Raw genomic sequence first — 14,918 nt, 5'->3', positions numbered from 1 at the left:
TAGCATGGGACTAGACGCCGAGAGCGAGGCAATCGGATCCCTGTTGCTGGACCGTGGTGTACTTAGCCCAGATCAGCTCGATCAGGCGGAACAGCTTGCGATTGACTGGAATGTCTCTCTGGTCAAGGTGCTCAATGCGCGAAAATGGGTCTCATCCGAGGCACTCTATCGCGAAATTGCGACCCATTTTGATCTGAAGCTGGTCAATCTGACCGATGACAGGGCTGAGGACGCGCTGATCCGCCGGTTCGATCCGCGCGTCATGAATGACATGATGACTGTGCCGGTGTCCGACGCCGGGGGGCAGATCACGGTTGCAACAGCGCGGCCCGGCCCGAGGACGCTGCTCCATATCCGCGACGTCTATGGCCCCGGTGCCAAAATCGTTGTTGCCTCGCATTTTGACGTCTCCTGGTCTATCCAGCGGGCATTCCGTGAACAGCATTCGCATGATGCGGTCTTTGCGCTGGCGGAAATTGATCCGGACATGTCGGCGCAAAATGTTATTACGCCGCCACAGGTCCTGGCGATCTATCTGCTGCTTTCCGTATTCCTTGCCGGAATCGCCTTTGCGCCGATCACGACGCTGATTGTGATCAATGCCCTGCTGACGGTTTTCTACACCGGAAATTTTCTGTTCAAGGCGGTCCTTGTCTGGGTCGGTGGCGAGGCGCAGGAAAACTCGTCCAAGGCGATCAGCGCCGAGGCGGCGTTGCTGCGCGACGAGGATCTGCCGGTCTACACGGTCCTTGTGCCGATGTTCCGCGAACCCGAAGTACTGCCGATTCTGGCACAGGCGCTGCGGAATCTGGACTATCCGCTGGCCAAGCTGGACATCAAGATCGTCCTTGAAGAAGGCGATCATGAAACGATTGATGCGGCCAGAAAGCTGGGACTCGAGGGGGTGTTCGAAATCGTGCGCGTGCCTGCCTCGCATCCCCAGACCAAGCCGAAAGCCTGCAACTTTGCGCTGCGTTATTCGCAGGGCGAATTCCTTGTGATCTTTGATGCCGAAGACAAGCCGGAACCAGACCAGCTCAAAAAGGTTCTTGCTGCATTCCGGCAATCTGCGCCGAACACGGCCTGCATCCAGTGCCGCCTCAACTATTACAATTCGCGTGAGAACTGGCTCACGCGGATGTTTACCCTCGACTATTCGCTTTGGTTCGATCTGATGCTGCCAGGGCTGGAAAAGCTAAAGGTGCCAATCCCGCTGGGTGGGACATCGAACCATTTCCGCATGGACGTCTTGCGCGAACTGAATGCGTGGGATCCGTTTAATGTGACCGAAGACGCCGATCTGGGCATCAGGCTGACGCAAAAGGGCTATCGCGTCGGTGTCATCGATTCCACCACCTTTGAAGAGGCCAACGTGTCGATCCCCAACTGGATCCGCCAGCGATCGAGGTGGATCAAGGGCTACATGCAGACCTTCCTTGTGCACAGTCGGCGTCCGATTCACTTGTGGCGGACAATCGGTCCTCTGGGCGTGTTCGGGTTCATCTTTTTCATCGGCGGTACTTTTCTGTCCGGACTGCTCAACCCCGTGTTCTGGACCATCTTCGCGGTTTGGATGTTCTTTGGAACGGATGTCATCTCGCCATATTTTCCGCCTCAGATCCTTTACCTGTCGCTTATCAATCTGCTGGCGGGAAATGGGCTGCTGATCTACCTCACGATGGTTGCCCCGTTCCGGCGTCGTTGGACGGATTTGGCACCCTGGGGCATTACCGTGGTTGGCTACTGGGTGCTAATGACTATCGCCTCTTACAAAGCACTGTCTCAACTGGTCTTTAACCCCTTCTATTGGGAAAAAACCCAGCATGGCTTGTCCAAACACACGGCCAATGAAGTCGCAGAAGCCAAGCTGGAATCCGGCGGGGTCGAAGCATGAGCCCGCTGATCCGCATGATTGCGGCATGGACAGCGCTCGCGACTGTCCTTCTTGTCACGCTCGCCTGGGCCGAGGCGAACGGTTTTGTGTCGCAGAGCGTGACCAACCTTTGGGCCAAGGCGATCGTGTTGATAGACGGGCCGCCGGGGTTTCGCGCCACCGACGCATTTTATCCTCCGGTGCCCTATGTTCTGGCCCTCATAATTCAGGGCGCGACTGGCGGTACGTCGGTGCCGATCCCGTCACTTTTGTCTGCGGGGCTTGGGGCCTTTCTGGTCCTCATCTGGTTCTTCAATTTGCGTGACAAGGGCAATCTCGGGACGCTCGCCGCTATATTGGTTACGGCGCTTCTGACGTTGAATCCATTCTTTCTGCGTGCGGTATCTGATGGGCCGGAAACGGTATTGTTGCTGATCGGCAGCTGGATCTACGCGAGGGGGCTCGTCAATCTCAGACTCTCGGGCAATGCGCCGGACATGATGAAGGTGGCTGTGGGACTTTTGATTGTCTCGCTGTCACACAGCTACGGCTTGCTGATCTGCGCTGGGGCGATGCCCTGTATCATCGTCGCCGCACGACCAAGCATGCTTGTCGCCTCGTCATGGGGATATCTCTTTTCCATGTTTTTTCCAGTGCTGACGGCCGTCGCATCATTGCTGTTCATCAGCGCGATTTTCAACAGCTCGCTCATACCGCTTATCGTTGGCAGGGACATGGACGCTGTCGGTGGCAATCACGGGGTCGTCCTGGCGGGAATTACGCCAGTTGCCTTCGTAGCGGTGTTCCGGACAGTCAAAAGCCCGCGTCATTTCATGCCGTTATTGGCCGCAATGGGGACGGTGTTTGGCGCCTACGTCCTTAACTCTTTCTACCATATCGAGTCGGACCCTTTTATCGCCATAGCACCGATGTTGTCGGTCATCGCCGTTGCGATGCGCTTTTGGCCGCCTGTAACCATGCGCACGGCAAACATGATCGCATTACCGGCCCTGTCGCTTTTGCTGTGCTTGATTTCCTTTCGGGAGAATAAGGGGAACGAAACGGCCCGATGGTATACGGCCATGACCCGTCAGAATTCGGGTGCAGTGTCGCCGACTCGGGAAATCGCGGGGTTTCTCGTTGCCAAGGATAACATCATGGTGGATGTTGAAAGAAATCCAGAGATTGTGACTGCCCTCGGTACTGTGGCCAACCTGCTGCTTGCTGGCTCACCGGCCTATGATACGGCATTGCAGGGCGGGCGCATCACGGCCGACTATATCGTAACCCAGAATGGGGATGACGACTCCGTCACAAGTGATCGCGTGTTGCGGGGATTTCCGCTTCTGAAGTCTGACAAGCTCAATAACTATGGCCAGGTTTTTGAGGACGACAATTGGCGAGTGTACCAGAAATTTGGACAGTAAAGGCGTAACCATGAGCCGAACCATAATTTCCATTGACGATTCCGATATCGCGCAGGCGGTGATCCAGACGACGCTGTCTGAATTTGGTTTCGATAATGTCGTAAGTTTCCTTGATCCGGCCGAGGCACTTGAGGCCATCAGTTCCGGAACCGTTGCGGCGGATCTGATCCTGCTGGACATTATGATGCCCGGAATAGACGGAATAGAATTGTGCGCGCGAATCCGCGGGCTGGCACAATGGACTGATATCCCGATCATCATGTTGACCAGTCGCAAGGATACAAACTCGCTTTCGCAGGCGTTCTTGGCCGGCGCCAATGACTATGTCACCAAACCCTTTGACAGAATTGAGTTGCAGGCCCGTATCAGAAGCTCTCTGCGGCTCAAGGCCGCATTGGACAGACGTCGTACCGAGCCGCGACAACCTGCGGGAAACGGCAAGGCCGCTCGGGGCGGCGGGGCAGCATTCCCATCAAGCGAACCGATCCCCGGACTTGTCGCGCAGCGGTTCAGCCTGCATGCGGCGCTGTCCGATCTTGGGGAAAGCGATCTAAAGGATCTGGGAATCGTCGCGCTCTGCATCGACAGGCTTCAGGGTGATCACGACTTTAACAAAGCCGACAAACTAGACATCATTCGGGCCACAGGCGCTGCTCTGGGGCAGGTTTCGATTTCTGCCGGGAACCTTTTCGGCCACTGGGAAGACGACATTTTTTGCCTGATCTCGTTGCGGTCGGATCAGGCCGCTCTGGTTGATCTGGCCACGCGTTGCATGTCCGGTGTCGCGGAAAGCGCGGTGGAACTCCCGTTACCCTGGGGCGACAAAACAGTGACCATAAGCGCCGGAATTGTGCCGCCAGGGGCAGCCAAAACGGTAGCGGGGGGTATGGCCGATGCCATCAATGCCGCAGTGCGGGCCAGCCGTGGGTCCCCAGGTTCAATAGAAGTCAAGGTATCGCCAACCGTCAGTCAGGGCCCGAATGTTTCAGCTTGAACCTCCCAGCCCGACGAGAGAGGCGGTCACAGCCAGAACCAAGCTGTTGCTTGCGACGCTTCTGTTCATTCTGGTTGCAAGTTTCTCTCTGGGTGTCGCCTTTCTTGTCCGCGCGGACTACCGACGCACATTGGACGAGGCGGATCTCCAGCTGAACCATATCGCTGAACTGCTACAGACCAACGTTGAATCGTCCCTCAGCATCTCGAACATCCAAATATGGAACGCGCTTGATCGCGTGGCGCAGCTTCCGCTACGGGATGCCGATTGGGTAGATGAAACCTACGGCGCGTTGTTGCGCGGGGTTGTCCAGCAGGTTGAACAGATCGACAGTCTCGTGCTCATTGATCGACGCGGCACCGTGATCTGGGCCTCTGTGGGACAACTGGTTGGAGTTGACCTTTCTGATCGACAGTATTTTCAGCGTGCCCTTAATCTGACCCGTGGTCAGTATGCGATAGGTGTGCCGATTGCATCGCGGGGAACAGACCGTCGGGTCACGCCGATTGCCTGGCCGATCCTGAACCGCGAAGGGGTAATTCTCGGCGTAGCCGCATCCGCGCTTGGCGAAGATTATTTTGCGGAACTGCTGTCCTCCACCGGTTTTCAGTCAGACATGATAATCGAAATGGTCACCGAAAATGGTGATGTCGCATTTTCGGCTCCCAAGGAGGCAAGAGATCTTTCAGTTTCGGTTCTTTCTGCTTCCAGACAAATCCCGTCTCTTGATCTTACGGTAACTGTTTCCCGCTCGCGCGAGGCGATACTTCTGGGTCAGCTCGAGCGGTCGGTGGCCTTCGTAACCGTTTCTGTTCTGCTGTTCGCCACCGCCTTGGGGATTGCCATACATTCCCAGTTGAAAAGCTTTAAGCTCGCAGAGTCGTTATATCGAACCGAGCGGGGCAACCGGCGCATCCAAGCCGCCCAAAAAGAGTTCGATGCGATCTTTCAAAACGTGGCCGACGGGATCGTGGTGTTTGGCGACGATCGCTCTATGCGGCGTGCGAACAAGAAAGCACGCGACCTGCTGGATGCCAGCAACGCCGAAGAGGCGTCGTCCAAGCTCATGGAACTTATTCCCTGGAAGACGGAACTGGGCGGCGAACCGCGCAATTACAAACTGAACATGAACAGGGATGCAGGGAAAGGCGAACCCATGCATATTCAGGCGCGTGCGATGAGCCTGGAGCTGAACGGTATGAACTTTGTGTATTGCGTCCTGTCAGATATCACCTCGCAAGAGCGACTGACATCCGCCAGGGACAGCTTTATTACCTCCATAAACCATGAACTGAGAACACCGCTGACGTCGCTTGCCGGCGCGTTGGACATGCTAGAGGGCCGGTTTGGCGAACAATTGCCGAATGGTGCGGGTAAACTGGTGGACATGGCGGCGCGAAATGCGGATCGCCTGCTGATGCTGGTGAATGATATCCTGACCCTACAGGCGATAGATCAGCAGCAACTTCACTTTAAACTGGAACAACTGTCTGTTTCCGATGCGCTTGCCGAAGCGCTTAGTACCAATACCGGCTATGGAATGGGTGCGGGCGTAAAGCTGGTGCTGGAGCAAGTTGATCAACAGGCCTATTTTATGGCCGACCGTATGCGACTCCAGCAGGTGTTTTCCAACATCATTTCAAACGCGGTAAAATACTCGCCCAAAGGCGGCGAGGTCAGGATTGGCGCAAGCATAGACGAAGGGTCGGTCTCGTTTTGGGTCAGCGACCGCGGTCCTGGAATCCCGGAAAGCGCGCGCGGACGATTGTTCCAGCGGTTCACAGCCCCGGTGCACGGTCAGGGCGTTCAGGCCACAGGAACCGGGCTTGGGCTGGCCATCACCAAAGAGCTGGTCAAACGGCAGGATGGCAAGATTGCCCTGGTCAGCAAGCCGATTGACGACCACCCGTCCGACCATGGATCTACTTTCTACGTTATTTTTTCGACCGTTGCGCACAACAAAACACCCGAGGAACAGACAGCATGAAACTCCTCTTTGTCGACGACGAGGCTGACATCCGCGAATTGGTTGAAATGGCGCTGATGACCGAGGACGATATCGACGTTCGGTTTGCAGCAAGCGGCGCCGAGGCGCTTGATATCATCCTGAGCGACGCTTTTGACGTAATCATGCTGGATGTGATGATGCCGCCTCCTGATGGTCTGCAACTATTGCGCACCGCCCGCAGCCGTGCCGTTCTAAACGATACAATCATTATAATGTGCACCGCCAAGACGTCATCCGAGGCAGAGGCTGAATTCCGCTCACTTGGGGCAAACCACGTACTGCACAAGCCATTCAAACCGCTAAAACTTGCTGATTTTCTCAGGCAGCTGGATTGACGCGTCAGTTGGTCCGCTCCCGGCGCTGAGTCACTCGGCGAGCCGATAGATTTGACGCAAATTTCGCCACATGTGCGACGGCCCCAAACGGATCAGCCAAGGTCACTTAGATTCTGTAGACGCCTTGCCTGATGATTTGGTGCACGAGCGAGACGGGTATAAGTGGGCTCTCCGGGAGTTTAAGGGGAACGCTGACGCTGCTGACCCAAGTGCAGTAGGCCTTTCGCCGTTTTTGGCTGATATCAACATAGTGCAGCGAGACACCCACCCAAGGCCGATGGGTGGGTTTTTTGTTTCGGACGAAGTCGTGATAGCAATATATGTCGACAGTAATGAGTGGTTCGCTGGGTGAGCGGTCCAGGCTAGAGTTAGAAGATGGTTTGGGGAACGAAGTCTTCCGGCCGCAAAACATAGATAAACTGCCAATTAATAAGATAAATACGCAAATTACTCCACGGCCCCGCCTGTGAAAAGCGAGTTCATCGAATGGTCCAAACAAAAATCACCAACACCCAGATCTAAATGTGTCGACATATTTTGGGCGCCGTGGTACCCGATGAGCGCGGGCAAGTGCGGAGCCGCCATGACCTTTGTCGGGCGGCGTGAACCGGCGCTCAGGGTGAGCTTCCTAAGTGCGTGCCCGCAGCTGAGACTCCGGTGCGTTGCATCGGTTGAATTCTGACAATTGGGCTGGATGGCGGCATCAGCCCCACCTTTAGCGCTGCGGGAGTGGGCGCTAAAAATAGGAGAAGAAAATGAGCGCGACTTTCTCGGGGACACTTGAATACCTACGAGCGCCAATCGAGCGAAATATAAAGGCGGGCAGCCGGGTTCTGGTGCTCTCGGACACGGCGCATGATCCCCGCGTCTGGCAAGCGGTGATGACGATCCTGGCCGACATCGGTGCCGAGTCGACCGTAGCGCTGTTCGAGCGCCGCCCGGCAGATTACTACGATCCGCCTGCGGCCGTTTGCGAGGCCATGATGAAGTCGGACTTCAACATCCTGCTCGCCTCGACCGGGATGCTGCATAGCCCTGCCAACTTCAGGGCGATGGAGGCGGGGATACCGGCGATCTGCATGGATGGCGGCATGTCGTTGGAAATGTTCCAGTCCGGCGCGGTGACCGATGACATGAAGATGATTGCGCTGCGAAAGCACTATGTCGCCAAGAACGTGTTCGGTGCCAACGCACAGGAATGCCGGGTCACGTCGCGCCACGGGACCGATTTCACCTATTCTGTCAAAGACCGGATCACCCAGCCGCCGTTGCCGGGCGACGACTTTGACCGTTTCAAGATCATCGACTTTGCCAGGGACGAGAACCGCCCAGGCAACAACCTGCTATACTATCTGTTCCCGACCGGCGAATTCAACGTCGCCCCGGTGGAATATACCGCCAACGGCAAGCTGGTGATCGACCTGACCATGCACCATATCGGTCGGGTGTATTCACCCATCGAACTGACGGTCAAGGATGGTCGCGTCGTTTCGATCGACGGCGATGCGGACGCCCGCATCCTGCGCGATTATCTAGAGGCATACGGCGACGACAATGCCTATATGTGCCCGGCAGAGGCGTCGGTGGGCGTCAACGCCAAAGCCGTCATTCGCGGCATCCAGCGTGAGGACAAGAACATCATGGGGACCATGCACTTTGGTCTGGGCACCAATGTCGATGTCGGCGGTTCGATCCGGTCCAGCATTCATATGGACGGGGTAATATTGCACCCCACGCTGTACGTGGACGGCGTCAAGCGCATTGATAACGGCAAATTCCTGGTGCCGATCGAGTCCGATTGATGACGCTTGCGTTGAACTATCGCGAGGAGGGCGCGGGGAAACCCGTTGTCCTCCTTCATCCTGTCGGGCTGGATCTGGAGTCATGGCGCCATGTGACCCCGCTGCTGGCCAGGTCGCGTCGCGTGATTGCGGTGGATTTGCGGGGGCACGGCAGGTCGCCAAAGGAGCCTCGGTCAACAGACATCTTTGACTATGCGGCAGATGTGGCGGTGCTGATTGAGGCGCTGGATCTAGGCCCCTGTCCGGTGGTTGGGGTGTCCTTTGGCGGCATGGTCACGACAGCGCTGGCCATCAGTCGGCCGGATCTGGTCAGTACGGCAGTGGTGTCGGCCTGTCCGAGCGCGATACCCAAAGCTGGCCGAACGGGGCTGAGGGCGCGCGGCGATACGGCACTGGTCGAGGGTATGGCGGCGATCCTGCCGGACACTCTGAACCGCTGGTTCACGGACAGGTTCCTGCACAGCGAAGAGGTGGAAATTTATCGCAAGCGGCTGTTAGACGATGATCCGGCCGATTGGTGCGCCGGGTGGCACACGATCGCCGGACTGGATTTGACCGCGCAACTGTGTCTGATCGGATGCCCGGTCTATTGCATCCACGCAGAGAGCGACAAAGGCGCTTCGCTGGCGGCAATGACTGCAACGGTCGAAGGCGTGAAGGACGGAAGACTCGACGTGATCGCGGGTGCACCGCATATGGTGCATATCGAATGCCCAGAGGAATTCGCCGGGCTGCTGCTTGGGCATCTGGAGGCTGTCGGCGCCTGAGTTCAGGCGACGGCTAAATCATCCAGGAAGCGGCGGGTGGACGCGGCGAATTCCTCGGGTGCCTGCTGGGGCATGAAATGTCCACCAGAGGGTGCGGTGCAAATCTGCGCACCGGGCGCCAGCGCCGCGATTTCCTCGCAATGCCAGGTGGGCAAAATTCGGTCCTGACCGCCCGCAATCAAGAGGATGGGGCAAGTCAGGCGGTGGATCGCTCGGGTGATGTCGCACCCGACAATTCCCTCGGCGAGATCAGCATAAGAGGCGCCGCTCATCGCCAGCAGCCGCTGCCGGAAAAATTGCCGTCTCTCGGGGATCTCAAGACCTTCGAAAGCGCGTGAAACAATCTCTTGTTCCACGGCAGAAATGCCGCCGTCACGGGCACGCGTCGCGCGTTCGCGTAGCACCTCGCCGGCTGGCTGCGTGATCCGCAGGATGGGGTTGGCCATGATCAAACCGCGCACGTGGTTGCCCAGAAGTGCGGCGACTTCGGTGGCAATCATCGCGCCGATGGCGCAGCCGCTCAGGACGACATTTTCGCCCAGGTCAAGGATGCCCGCAACCAGATGGTCGGCGTGGTCGCTCGCCGTTGGCGGGGCGGTGTGTCTGGGGGTCTCTCCGATACCAAAGAGGTTTGGCGACAGGGTGCGAAACTTTGGTGCGATGATGGATGAGTATTCTGACCACATCGCCGCATCCGCCCCAAGCGCGTGGATCTGAACGATGACGGGTCCGCTTTGTTTTAGTGCCATGGTGTTTCTGATGTCCTTTCTTTCGCCGACGCGTGGGTGGCTGTGTCATGGACGCACGTGGCTGCCCATGATAGTGACTTTCATCCTGAATTGATCCATACGGGCGCAATATGCTGGAAGATCTGATCATTTTATCTACCGACTGCAGCGATGGAATGACTGCGGAACGCTCTCGGCACTGCGCGATGGAGGTCGTCGAGCGGGCGCTCAATTTCGATGGAGTCAAACCATCTCTGGTGTCTCGCATCGCCGTCGAGGTGGGTGCCGAGATCATTGAGGGTGATTACACTCCGGGCGCTGACCTCAACTCTGTCGATCTGTCGCAGCGCTACAGCACCAGCCGGACGCCGGTACGCGAGGCGCTGATGCTGCTCGAAAAAGAGGGGCTGGTGGTCATCCCGCCGCGGCGTCGGCCGCGCGTTGTCGGCTTTGAGGTCAAAGACGTGCGAGAGATCTACCGTACGCGCTGTGCGTTGCTGGAATTCATCGCGGCAGATGTCGCGCGCAAAGCAACCACCGAAGATATTGCCGCGCTTGAAAAGATTTGCGACCGGATGGCGTTTTTCTTTCAGCGCGAGGATTACCATGCCTACCTTTGGTCGAATGTGAGCTTTCACGATTTCAATACCGATTTGTCGGGCAACCGGACCGTCAAGCGGATCATCGATTCCCTTTTGCTGCGAACCTTGCCGCTGCGACGCCTCAGCCTTTCGACAGGTGACGCGGTCAAGCATTCGCTTGAAGATCATCTTCTTTTGGTGCGGGCATTCAAGGACCGCGATCCCAATCTTGCCGCAGCGATCCTGCGTTCGAACCACATGCGTTCCCTGGTGCGTCTGGAGCAACGGCTTGGAGGCGGCAAGGCGGCTCTTGGGCCTGATGTTCAGATGGACCCAGAGGCGGGCGATCTCTGATCGTCGGGCGGCCGAGGTCAATGGCGTACCTCTTGGGTAGGCGGTTTATGTGCGTTGGGTGCGCCCGAGAGCCTGGTAAATTTGGCGGTTTCTTTAGCTGACGCGCCGCGTCTCAGGCGACAAGGCGTCTGGGGTTCTGAATCGACAGGGTTCGCCGGCAACTTCCAGGGTTTCATCGAGGATCTCAGAGGTCGGGGGGGGGTACTGTCGACTTTACTATCTATGATCGCGGTATGCAACCGATCGATAAAAGATCGGATTGTCAAATGAACTCCCTTCCTTTATTACGCGGTACAACGGATTTTCGGGCCTTGGCTGCGTTGATGTTGACCTTAAGTCGGCGCGCATAGAGTCGACACTTTTATAGCGCACAGCAAGCTAAGACCCCAAAAGTTCGCGTGATCCACAGGGGAGGGGGGAGTAAGATGGAAATTCGCATGCCACTGCGGGACACGGGTGACCGACGCGTGCCGCACGCGGACCCAGATACCAATGTGCGCGAGGTCAAAAATGCCCAGAACTGAAACCCCGGGCCACGGATTTCTGTTGGTGCTCGCCAGCCCGTCGCCCATGGATGAGGGTGAATTTAATGCGTGGTATGACACCGAACATGTGCCGGAACGAGTCGCGGTTCCCGGATTCCTAACCGGGTTGAGGTATGTCGCGATTGACGGGTATCCCAAGTATCTGGCGCATTACGATATGGAAGCACCAGAGGTTCTTGACGGGCCGGATTACCTGGCGGTTTCAGGTGCGAACTTCGGACCCTGGACGCGGCGGGTGACGTCGAACACCAAAGTCGACCGATCCGTGGGTCGGCAAATCTGGCCGGGGGATGCGGTGCTTGATCTGGCGCCCCGGCTTCGGTTGATCCGGTTCGATATCGCGCTGACCGAGGCGATGGAACTGGTAGAGTGCGTCAGGACGATTGCCGGGGACGATGAGACAGGCACACGAACCGCGATGGTGCTGCAATCCAAAGATCCGCTGCGCCACTATGTGCTGATCAGCGCGACCTTCTGCCTGCCGGACCATGCATTCCTGCCGCGGTTCGGGCGGCTTGCCACAAAGATCGTCCAGCACAACATCTACGCACCTTATATCCGGGCCTGAGACCGGAGTGGGGCGTCTGCAAGACAAACCGGGACGCCGCAGAAATTCAGGATACCGAACAGGGAGGAGACACGAACATGAATAAAATCAAAACTTTGGGGTTCACCGTTATGATGGCGATGCTGCCCTTTGCCCCGGTCTATGGGCAGGATGTCGTTATCCGCGCCGGTCTGACCGACCCGCTGGATACACCCTATGGCGAGGCGATGCAGGAATTCAAACGCATCGTTGAAGACGGGTCCGGGGGCCGCATTGAGGTACAGCTTTTCCCCAGCGCCCAGCTTGGCGCGCTGGCCGAGCAGCTCGCCAACGTGCAATCGGGCGCGCAAGAGATGACGCTGATCTCCCCGGCCTATTCCAGCCAGTTTTTTCCCGCGCTCAACGTGTTGGAGTTGCCGTTTCTGGTCACCAACTGGGATGAGGCCGAGCAAATGTTGAACTCGGACGCGTTCGGCACGCTGATGGCGGATGCCGAGGCGGCCATTGACGTGCGGCTGGTCGGGAATTTTCCCTATGGCTTTCGCAATGTGGCGAATTCCCGTGGACCGGTGGAAACGTTGGCGGACATGAAGGGCCTAAAGTTGCGCACCCAAAGTTCGCCGGTGCATATAGCGGCGTTCGAGGCGATGGGCGCAAGCCCTGTCGCCATTGACTGGAGCGAAACCTACCAGGCGGTTCAGACCCATGTGGTCGACGGTCTCGAGAATGCCAATTCGGTCCTGATCGCCAATAAATTTCCCGAGATCGCGCCGTATGTTTCGGTCACGCATCACCTGTTCGGGATGCTTTTGGTGGCAATGAATGCCAAGGTTTATGAATCGCTGAGCGAAGAGGACAAGGCACTGGTGGCCAAGGCGATGGTCGCCGCCGAAGACGTCAACCTGCGCCGCGCCAAGGAAATCGAAGCAGGGTCCGTCGAACAACTTGAAACCATGGGGGCAACGGTCAACGATGTGCCTGCGGATCAGGTTGCTGCAATGCGAGAGTCGATCAGTGGCGTCTACGAGCGGTTCGGAGATCGTTTCGAGCCCTATCTGTCAGCTCTGCGCGCCTCGGTCAGCCAGTAGGCAATACGAACCGGCGGAAACGATTCGCTGGTCATTTCCCGAACGGAGGACGGGTGTCTGAATTCAACGAAGCAGAGCTTCCCGATGTCGATCTGCCTGCAGGGTGGTTCGCCGTCGATCGGGGGCTTGTCCTTATCACCAAGATCACACTGGCGGGGATCGGCCTTGGGTTTGTGGGCCTGGTTTCCAGCGAGGTCGTGTCGCGGTTTTTCTTTGACCGCTCGATGGCCGAGGTGAACGCCATCGCACGGATTCTGCTGGTGTGGTTCTTTATGCTGGGGTCGGGGTTGGCCCTGCGTCAGGGTGCGCATGTGGGCATCGACCTGCTCAGGCGTAGCCTGCGCAGGCGCGGTCCTGACATAGTGCAGGTCCTGGCAGAGCTGCTCTTTTTTGTGTTTCTGCTCGAAATGCTCTGGGCCAGCTATCTTGCCGTCACCTCTGCTGCGCGGCAGTTTGAGGGTACGCTGGGCATTTCAATGGTCTGGGTGATGGCCGCCTTTCCCGCCGGGTTCGGGCTTTTGACCTATCACTGGGGTGTTATGGTCGTCGACCGGTTGCGACGGCGACAGAGGGCTGCGGCATGATCGTGCTTTTGTTGATCTTTGCGGCAGCGATAACCATCGGAGTGCCCATAGCCATAGGCATGGGGTTGGCCGGGGCCAGCTGGATCCTGTTTTTCGAGGGATTAGAGGGAAGTATTCTTATCCGGCGGATGTATGGTATCCTGAGCTCGTTTCCGCTGTTGGCAATCCCGTTGTTCAGCATGATCGGCCTTTTGGCCGAGCGGTCGGGGATGCTGCCTGAAATGGTTAAATGGCTGCAGATGATCCTGGGCCGCGTGCGGGGCGGGGTCGCCTATATCAACGTCGCCGCCAGCGTCATCATGGGCGGGGTCAGTGGCACGGCAGTGTCTGATGTTGCCGCGCTGGGGCGGATGGAAATCCGCATGATGACCCAAGCCGGATATTCCAGGCCTTATGCCGCGGCGTTGACTGCGGCCACGGCTGTGATCGCACCAATTATTCCGCCCAGCGTGGCAATGGTCATCTTTGGGCTGGCCGCCGGGGGGATCTCTATCGGCGGCCTGTTCGTCGCGGGCGTCATCCCTGGCCTGCTGATGGGGGCCGGTCTGGCCTTTATGGTCTGGTCCACAGCGCGCGCGGCAGGCGAAGAGGTATTGGCCAGTCGTCCGGCACCGCGCGACGTGATCTTGCAGACCCTGCGCATCCTGCCGTTCCTGCTGTTGCCGGTGATCGTGGTCGGCGGCATCGTGACTGGTGTTTTCACCATCACCGAAAGCGCCGCCATCGGCACTGTCTACACTATGGTCGTGGGGTTGGTTGTCACGCGGACGCTGCGGTTGCGCGATGTGTATGACGCGATGGTTTACAGTGCGATCATCAGCTCGGTTGTTGGATTGCTCATGGGGACAGGCGCGATCGTGTCCTGGATTCTGACACGCAATCGGGTGACGCTGTATCTGGCTGAGATGATTGGAAATTTCACCGACCAGGCGACGGTCTTCCTGGCTTTGGTGGCTGTGGTACTGTTGGTCCTGGGAACGGTGATGGAGGCCACGGCGCTGATCATTGCCGCAGCGCCGATCCTGGTGCCGATCGCGCGGCAATACGGGATCGACGATTTCCAGTTCGGTCTGGTCTTTGTGCTAAGCTGCATGGTTGGGATGATCACGCCGCCTGTGGGCATCCTTCTGTACATGACAGCAACCATCGCCGAGATCCCGCTGGAACAGGTGTTCCGCGCGACCCTGCGTTACGCGCTGTCGGCGATGGCGCTGATTGGGCTGCTTATCCTGGTTCCGCAACTGACCACGTGGCTGCCGGATCAGTTCGGGTTCTGATCCGGGGC

Annotated in this window: 13 protein-coding genes; 12 read left to right on the top strand and 1 reads right to left on the bottom strand. The window is 57.8% G+C overall.

The window, feature by feature from the left end; translation table 11 throughout:
• Positions 1-4 precede the first annotated feature (4 nt).
• From IMCC21224_RS20455 to IMCC21224_RS26710, 7 genes are all read left to right on the top strand, one after another.
• On the top strand, positions 5-1,894 hold the full coding sequence (locus IMCC21224_RS20455; protein WP_047997432.1) for a glycosyltransferase family 2 protein: 1,890 nt from the start codon (positions 5-7) through the stop codon (positions 1,892-1,894).
• On the top strand, positions 1,891-3,300 hold the full coding sequence (locus tag IMCC21224_RS20450) for a hypothetical protein (RefSeq protein ID WP_047997431.1): 1,410 nt from the start codon (positions 1,891-1,893) through the stop codon (positions 3,298-3,300). The genes IMCC21224_RS20455 and IMCC21224_RS20450 overlap by 4 nt, the downstream gene beginning before the upstream one ends.
• Positions 3,301-3,310: 10 nt before the next feature.
• Positions 3,311-4,294, top strand: coding sequence for a response regulator (locus IMCC21224_RS20445; protein WP_047997430.1), 984 nt, complete (start codon positions 3,311-3,313; stop codon positions 4,292-4,294).
• Between the two features lie 130 nt (positions 4,295-4,424).
• Positions 4,425-6,281, top strand: a complete 1,857-nt coding sequence (locus tag IMCC21224_RS20440) for an ATP-binding protein (RefSeq protein WP_197089267.1) — start codon at positions 4,425-4,427, stop codon at positions 6,279-6,281.
• Complete coding sequence (locus IMCC21224_RS20435) at positions 6,278-6,637, top strand: response regulator (protein WP_047997428.1); 360 nt, start codon at positions 6,278-6,280, stop codon at positions 6,635-6,637. The genes IMCC21224_RS20440 and IMCC21224_RS20435 overlap by 4 nt, the downstream gene beginning before the upstream one ends.
• Before the next feature lie 755 nt (positions 6,638-7,392).
• Positions 7,393-8,439: an aminopeptidase gene (locus IMCC21224_RS26715; RefSeq protein WP_053079112.1), complete on the top strand. Its 1,047-nt coding sequence runs from the start codon at positions 7,393-7,395 to the stop codon at positions 8,437-8,439.
• The gene (locus IMCC21224_RS26710; protein ID WP_053079111.1) at positions 8,439-9,206 is read left to right on the top strand and encodes an alpha/beta fold hydrolase; all 768 of its coding nucleotides are present in this window, start codon (positions 8,439-8,441) and stop codon (positions 9,204-9,206) included. The genes IMCC21224_RS26715 and IMCC21224_RS26710 overlap by 1 nt, the downstream gene beginning before the upstream one ends.
• Positions 9,207-9,208: 2 nt before the next feature.
• Here IMCC21224_RS26710 and IMCC21224_RS20415 read toward each other — a convergent pair whose 3' ends face one another.
• On the bottom strand, positions 9,209-9,955 hold the full coding sequence (locus IMCC21224_RS20415) for an alpha/beta fold hydrolase (protein WP_047997426.1): 747 nt from the start codon (positions 9,953-9,955) through the stop codon (positions 9,209-9,211).
• A 110-nt stretch (positions 9,956-10,065) separates the two neighbouring features.
• Between IMCC21224_RS20415 and IMCC21224_RS20410 the strand changes: the two genes are divergently transcribed.
• From IMCC21224_RS20410 to IMCC21224_RS20390, 5 genes are all read left to right on the top strand, one after another.
• Positions 10,066-10,869: a GntR family transcriptional regulator gene (locus IMCC21224_RS20410; RefSeq protein ID WP_053079110.1), complete on the top strand. Its 804-nt coding sequence runs from the start codon at positions 10,066-10,068 to the stop codon at positions 10,867-10,869.
• 510 nt (positions 10,870-11,379) lie between these two features.
• Entirely contained in the window at positions 11,380-11,982 is a 603-nt protein-coding gene (locus tag IMCC21224_RS20405; protein ID WP_156178381.1) for a DUF4286 family protein, read from the top strand.
• Positions 11,983-12,059: 77 nt separating this feature from the next.
• The gene (locus IMCC21224_RS20400; RefSeq protein ID WP_047997425.1) at positions 12,060-13,049 is read left to right on the top strand and encodes a TRAP transporter substrate-binding protein; all 990 of its coding nucleotides are present in this window, start codon (positions 12,060-12,062) and stop codon (positions 13,047-13,049) included.
• A 53-nt stretch (positions 13,050-13,102) separates the two neighbouring features.
• Positions 13,103-13,633: a TRAP transporter small permease gene (locus tag IMCC21224_RS20395; protein WP_047997424.1), complete on the top strand. Its 531-nt coding sequence runs from the start codon at positions 13,103-13,105 to the stop codon at positions 13,631-13,633.
• Positions 13,630-14,910 (top strand): TRAP transporter large permease, encoded by a 1,281-nt coding sequence (locus IMCC21224_RS20390; RefSeq protein ID WP_047997423.1) that lies wholly within the window; start codon positions 13,630-13,632, stop codon positions 14,908-14,910. Before IMCC21224_RS20395 ends, IMCC21224_RS20390 begins: the two co-directional genes overlap by 4 nt.
• Positions 14,911-14,918 lie beyond the last annotated feature (8 nt).

This window comes from Puniceibacterium sp. IMCC21224 (genome assembly GCF_001038505.1).
GTDB lineage: Bacteria > Pseudomonadota > Alphaproteobacteria > Rhodobacterales > Rhodobacteraceae > Puniceibacterium.
The sequence above is the reverse complement of the archived record's forward strand: the minus strand, read 5'-3'. Positions and strand labels throughout refer to the sequence as shown.

Excerpts from the sequence above, each read along its gene's own strand:
- IMCC21224_RS20455 (WP_047997432.1), top strand. The coding sequence starts at position 5 with ATGGGACTAGACGCCGAGAGCGAGGCAATCGGATCCCTGTTGCTGGAC.
- IMCC21224_RS20450 (WP_047997431.1), top strand. The coding sequence starts at position 1,891 with ATGAGCCCGCTGATCCGCATGATTGCGGCATGGACAGCGCTCGCGACT.
- IMCC21224_RS20445 (WP_047997430.1), top strand. The coding sequence starts at position 3,311 with ATGAGCCGAACCATAATTTCCATTGACGATTCCGATATCGCGCAGGCG.
- IMCC21224_RS20435 (WP_047997428.1), top strand. The coding sequence starts at position 6,278 with ATGAAACTCCTCTTTGTCGACGACGAGGCTGACATCCGCGAATTGGTT.
- IMCC21224_RS26715 (WP_053079112.1), top strand. The coding sequence starts at position 7,393 with ATGAGCGCGACTTTCTCGGGGACACTTGAATACCTACGAGCGCCAATC.
- IMCC21224_RS26710 (WP_053079111.1), top strand. The coding sequence starts at position 8,439 with ATGACGCTTGCGTTGAACTATCGCGAGGAGGGCGCGGGGAAACCCGTT.
- IMCC21224_RS20415 (WP_047997426.1), bottom strand. The coding sequence starts at position 9,955 with ATGGCACTAAAACAAAGCGGACCCGTCATCGTTCAGATCCACGCGCTT.
- IMCC21224_RS20410 (WP_053079110.1), top strand. The coding sequence starts at position 10,066 with ATGCTGGAAGATCTGATCATTTTATCTACCGACTGCAGCGATGGAATG.
- IMCC21224_RS20405 (WP_156178381.1), top strand. The coding sequence starts at position 11,380 with ATGCCCAGAACTGAAACCCCGGGCCACGGATTTCTGTTGGTGCTCGCC.
- IMCC21224_RS20400 (WP_047997425.1), top strand. The coding sequence starts at position 12,060 with ATGAATAAAATCAAAACTTTGGGGTTCACCGTTATGATGGCGATGCTG.
- IMCC21224_RS20390 (WP_047997423.1), top strand. The coding sequence starts at position 13,630 with ATGATCGTGCTTTTGTTGATCTTTGCGGCAGCGATAACCATCGGAGTG.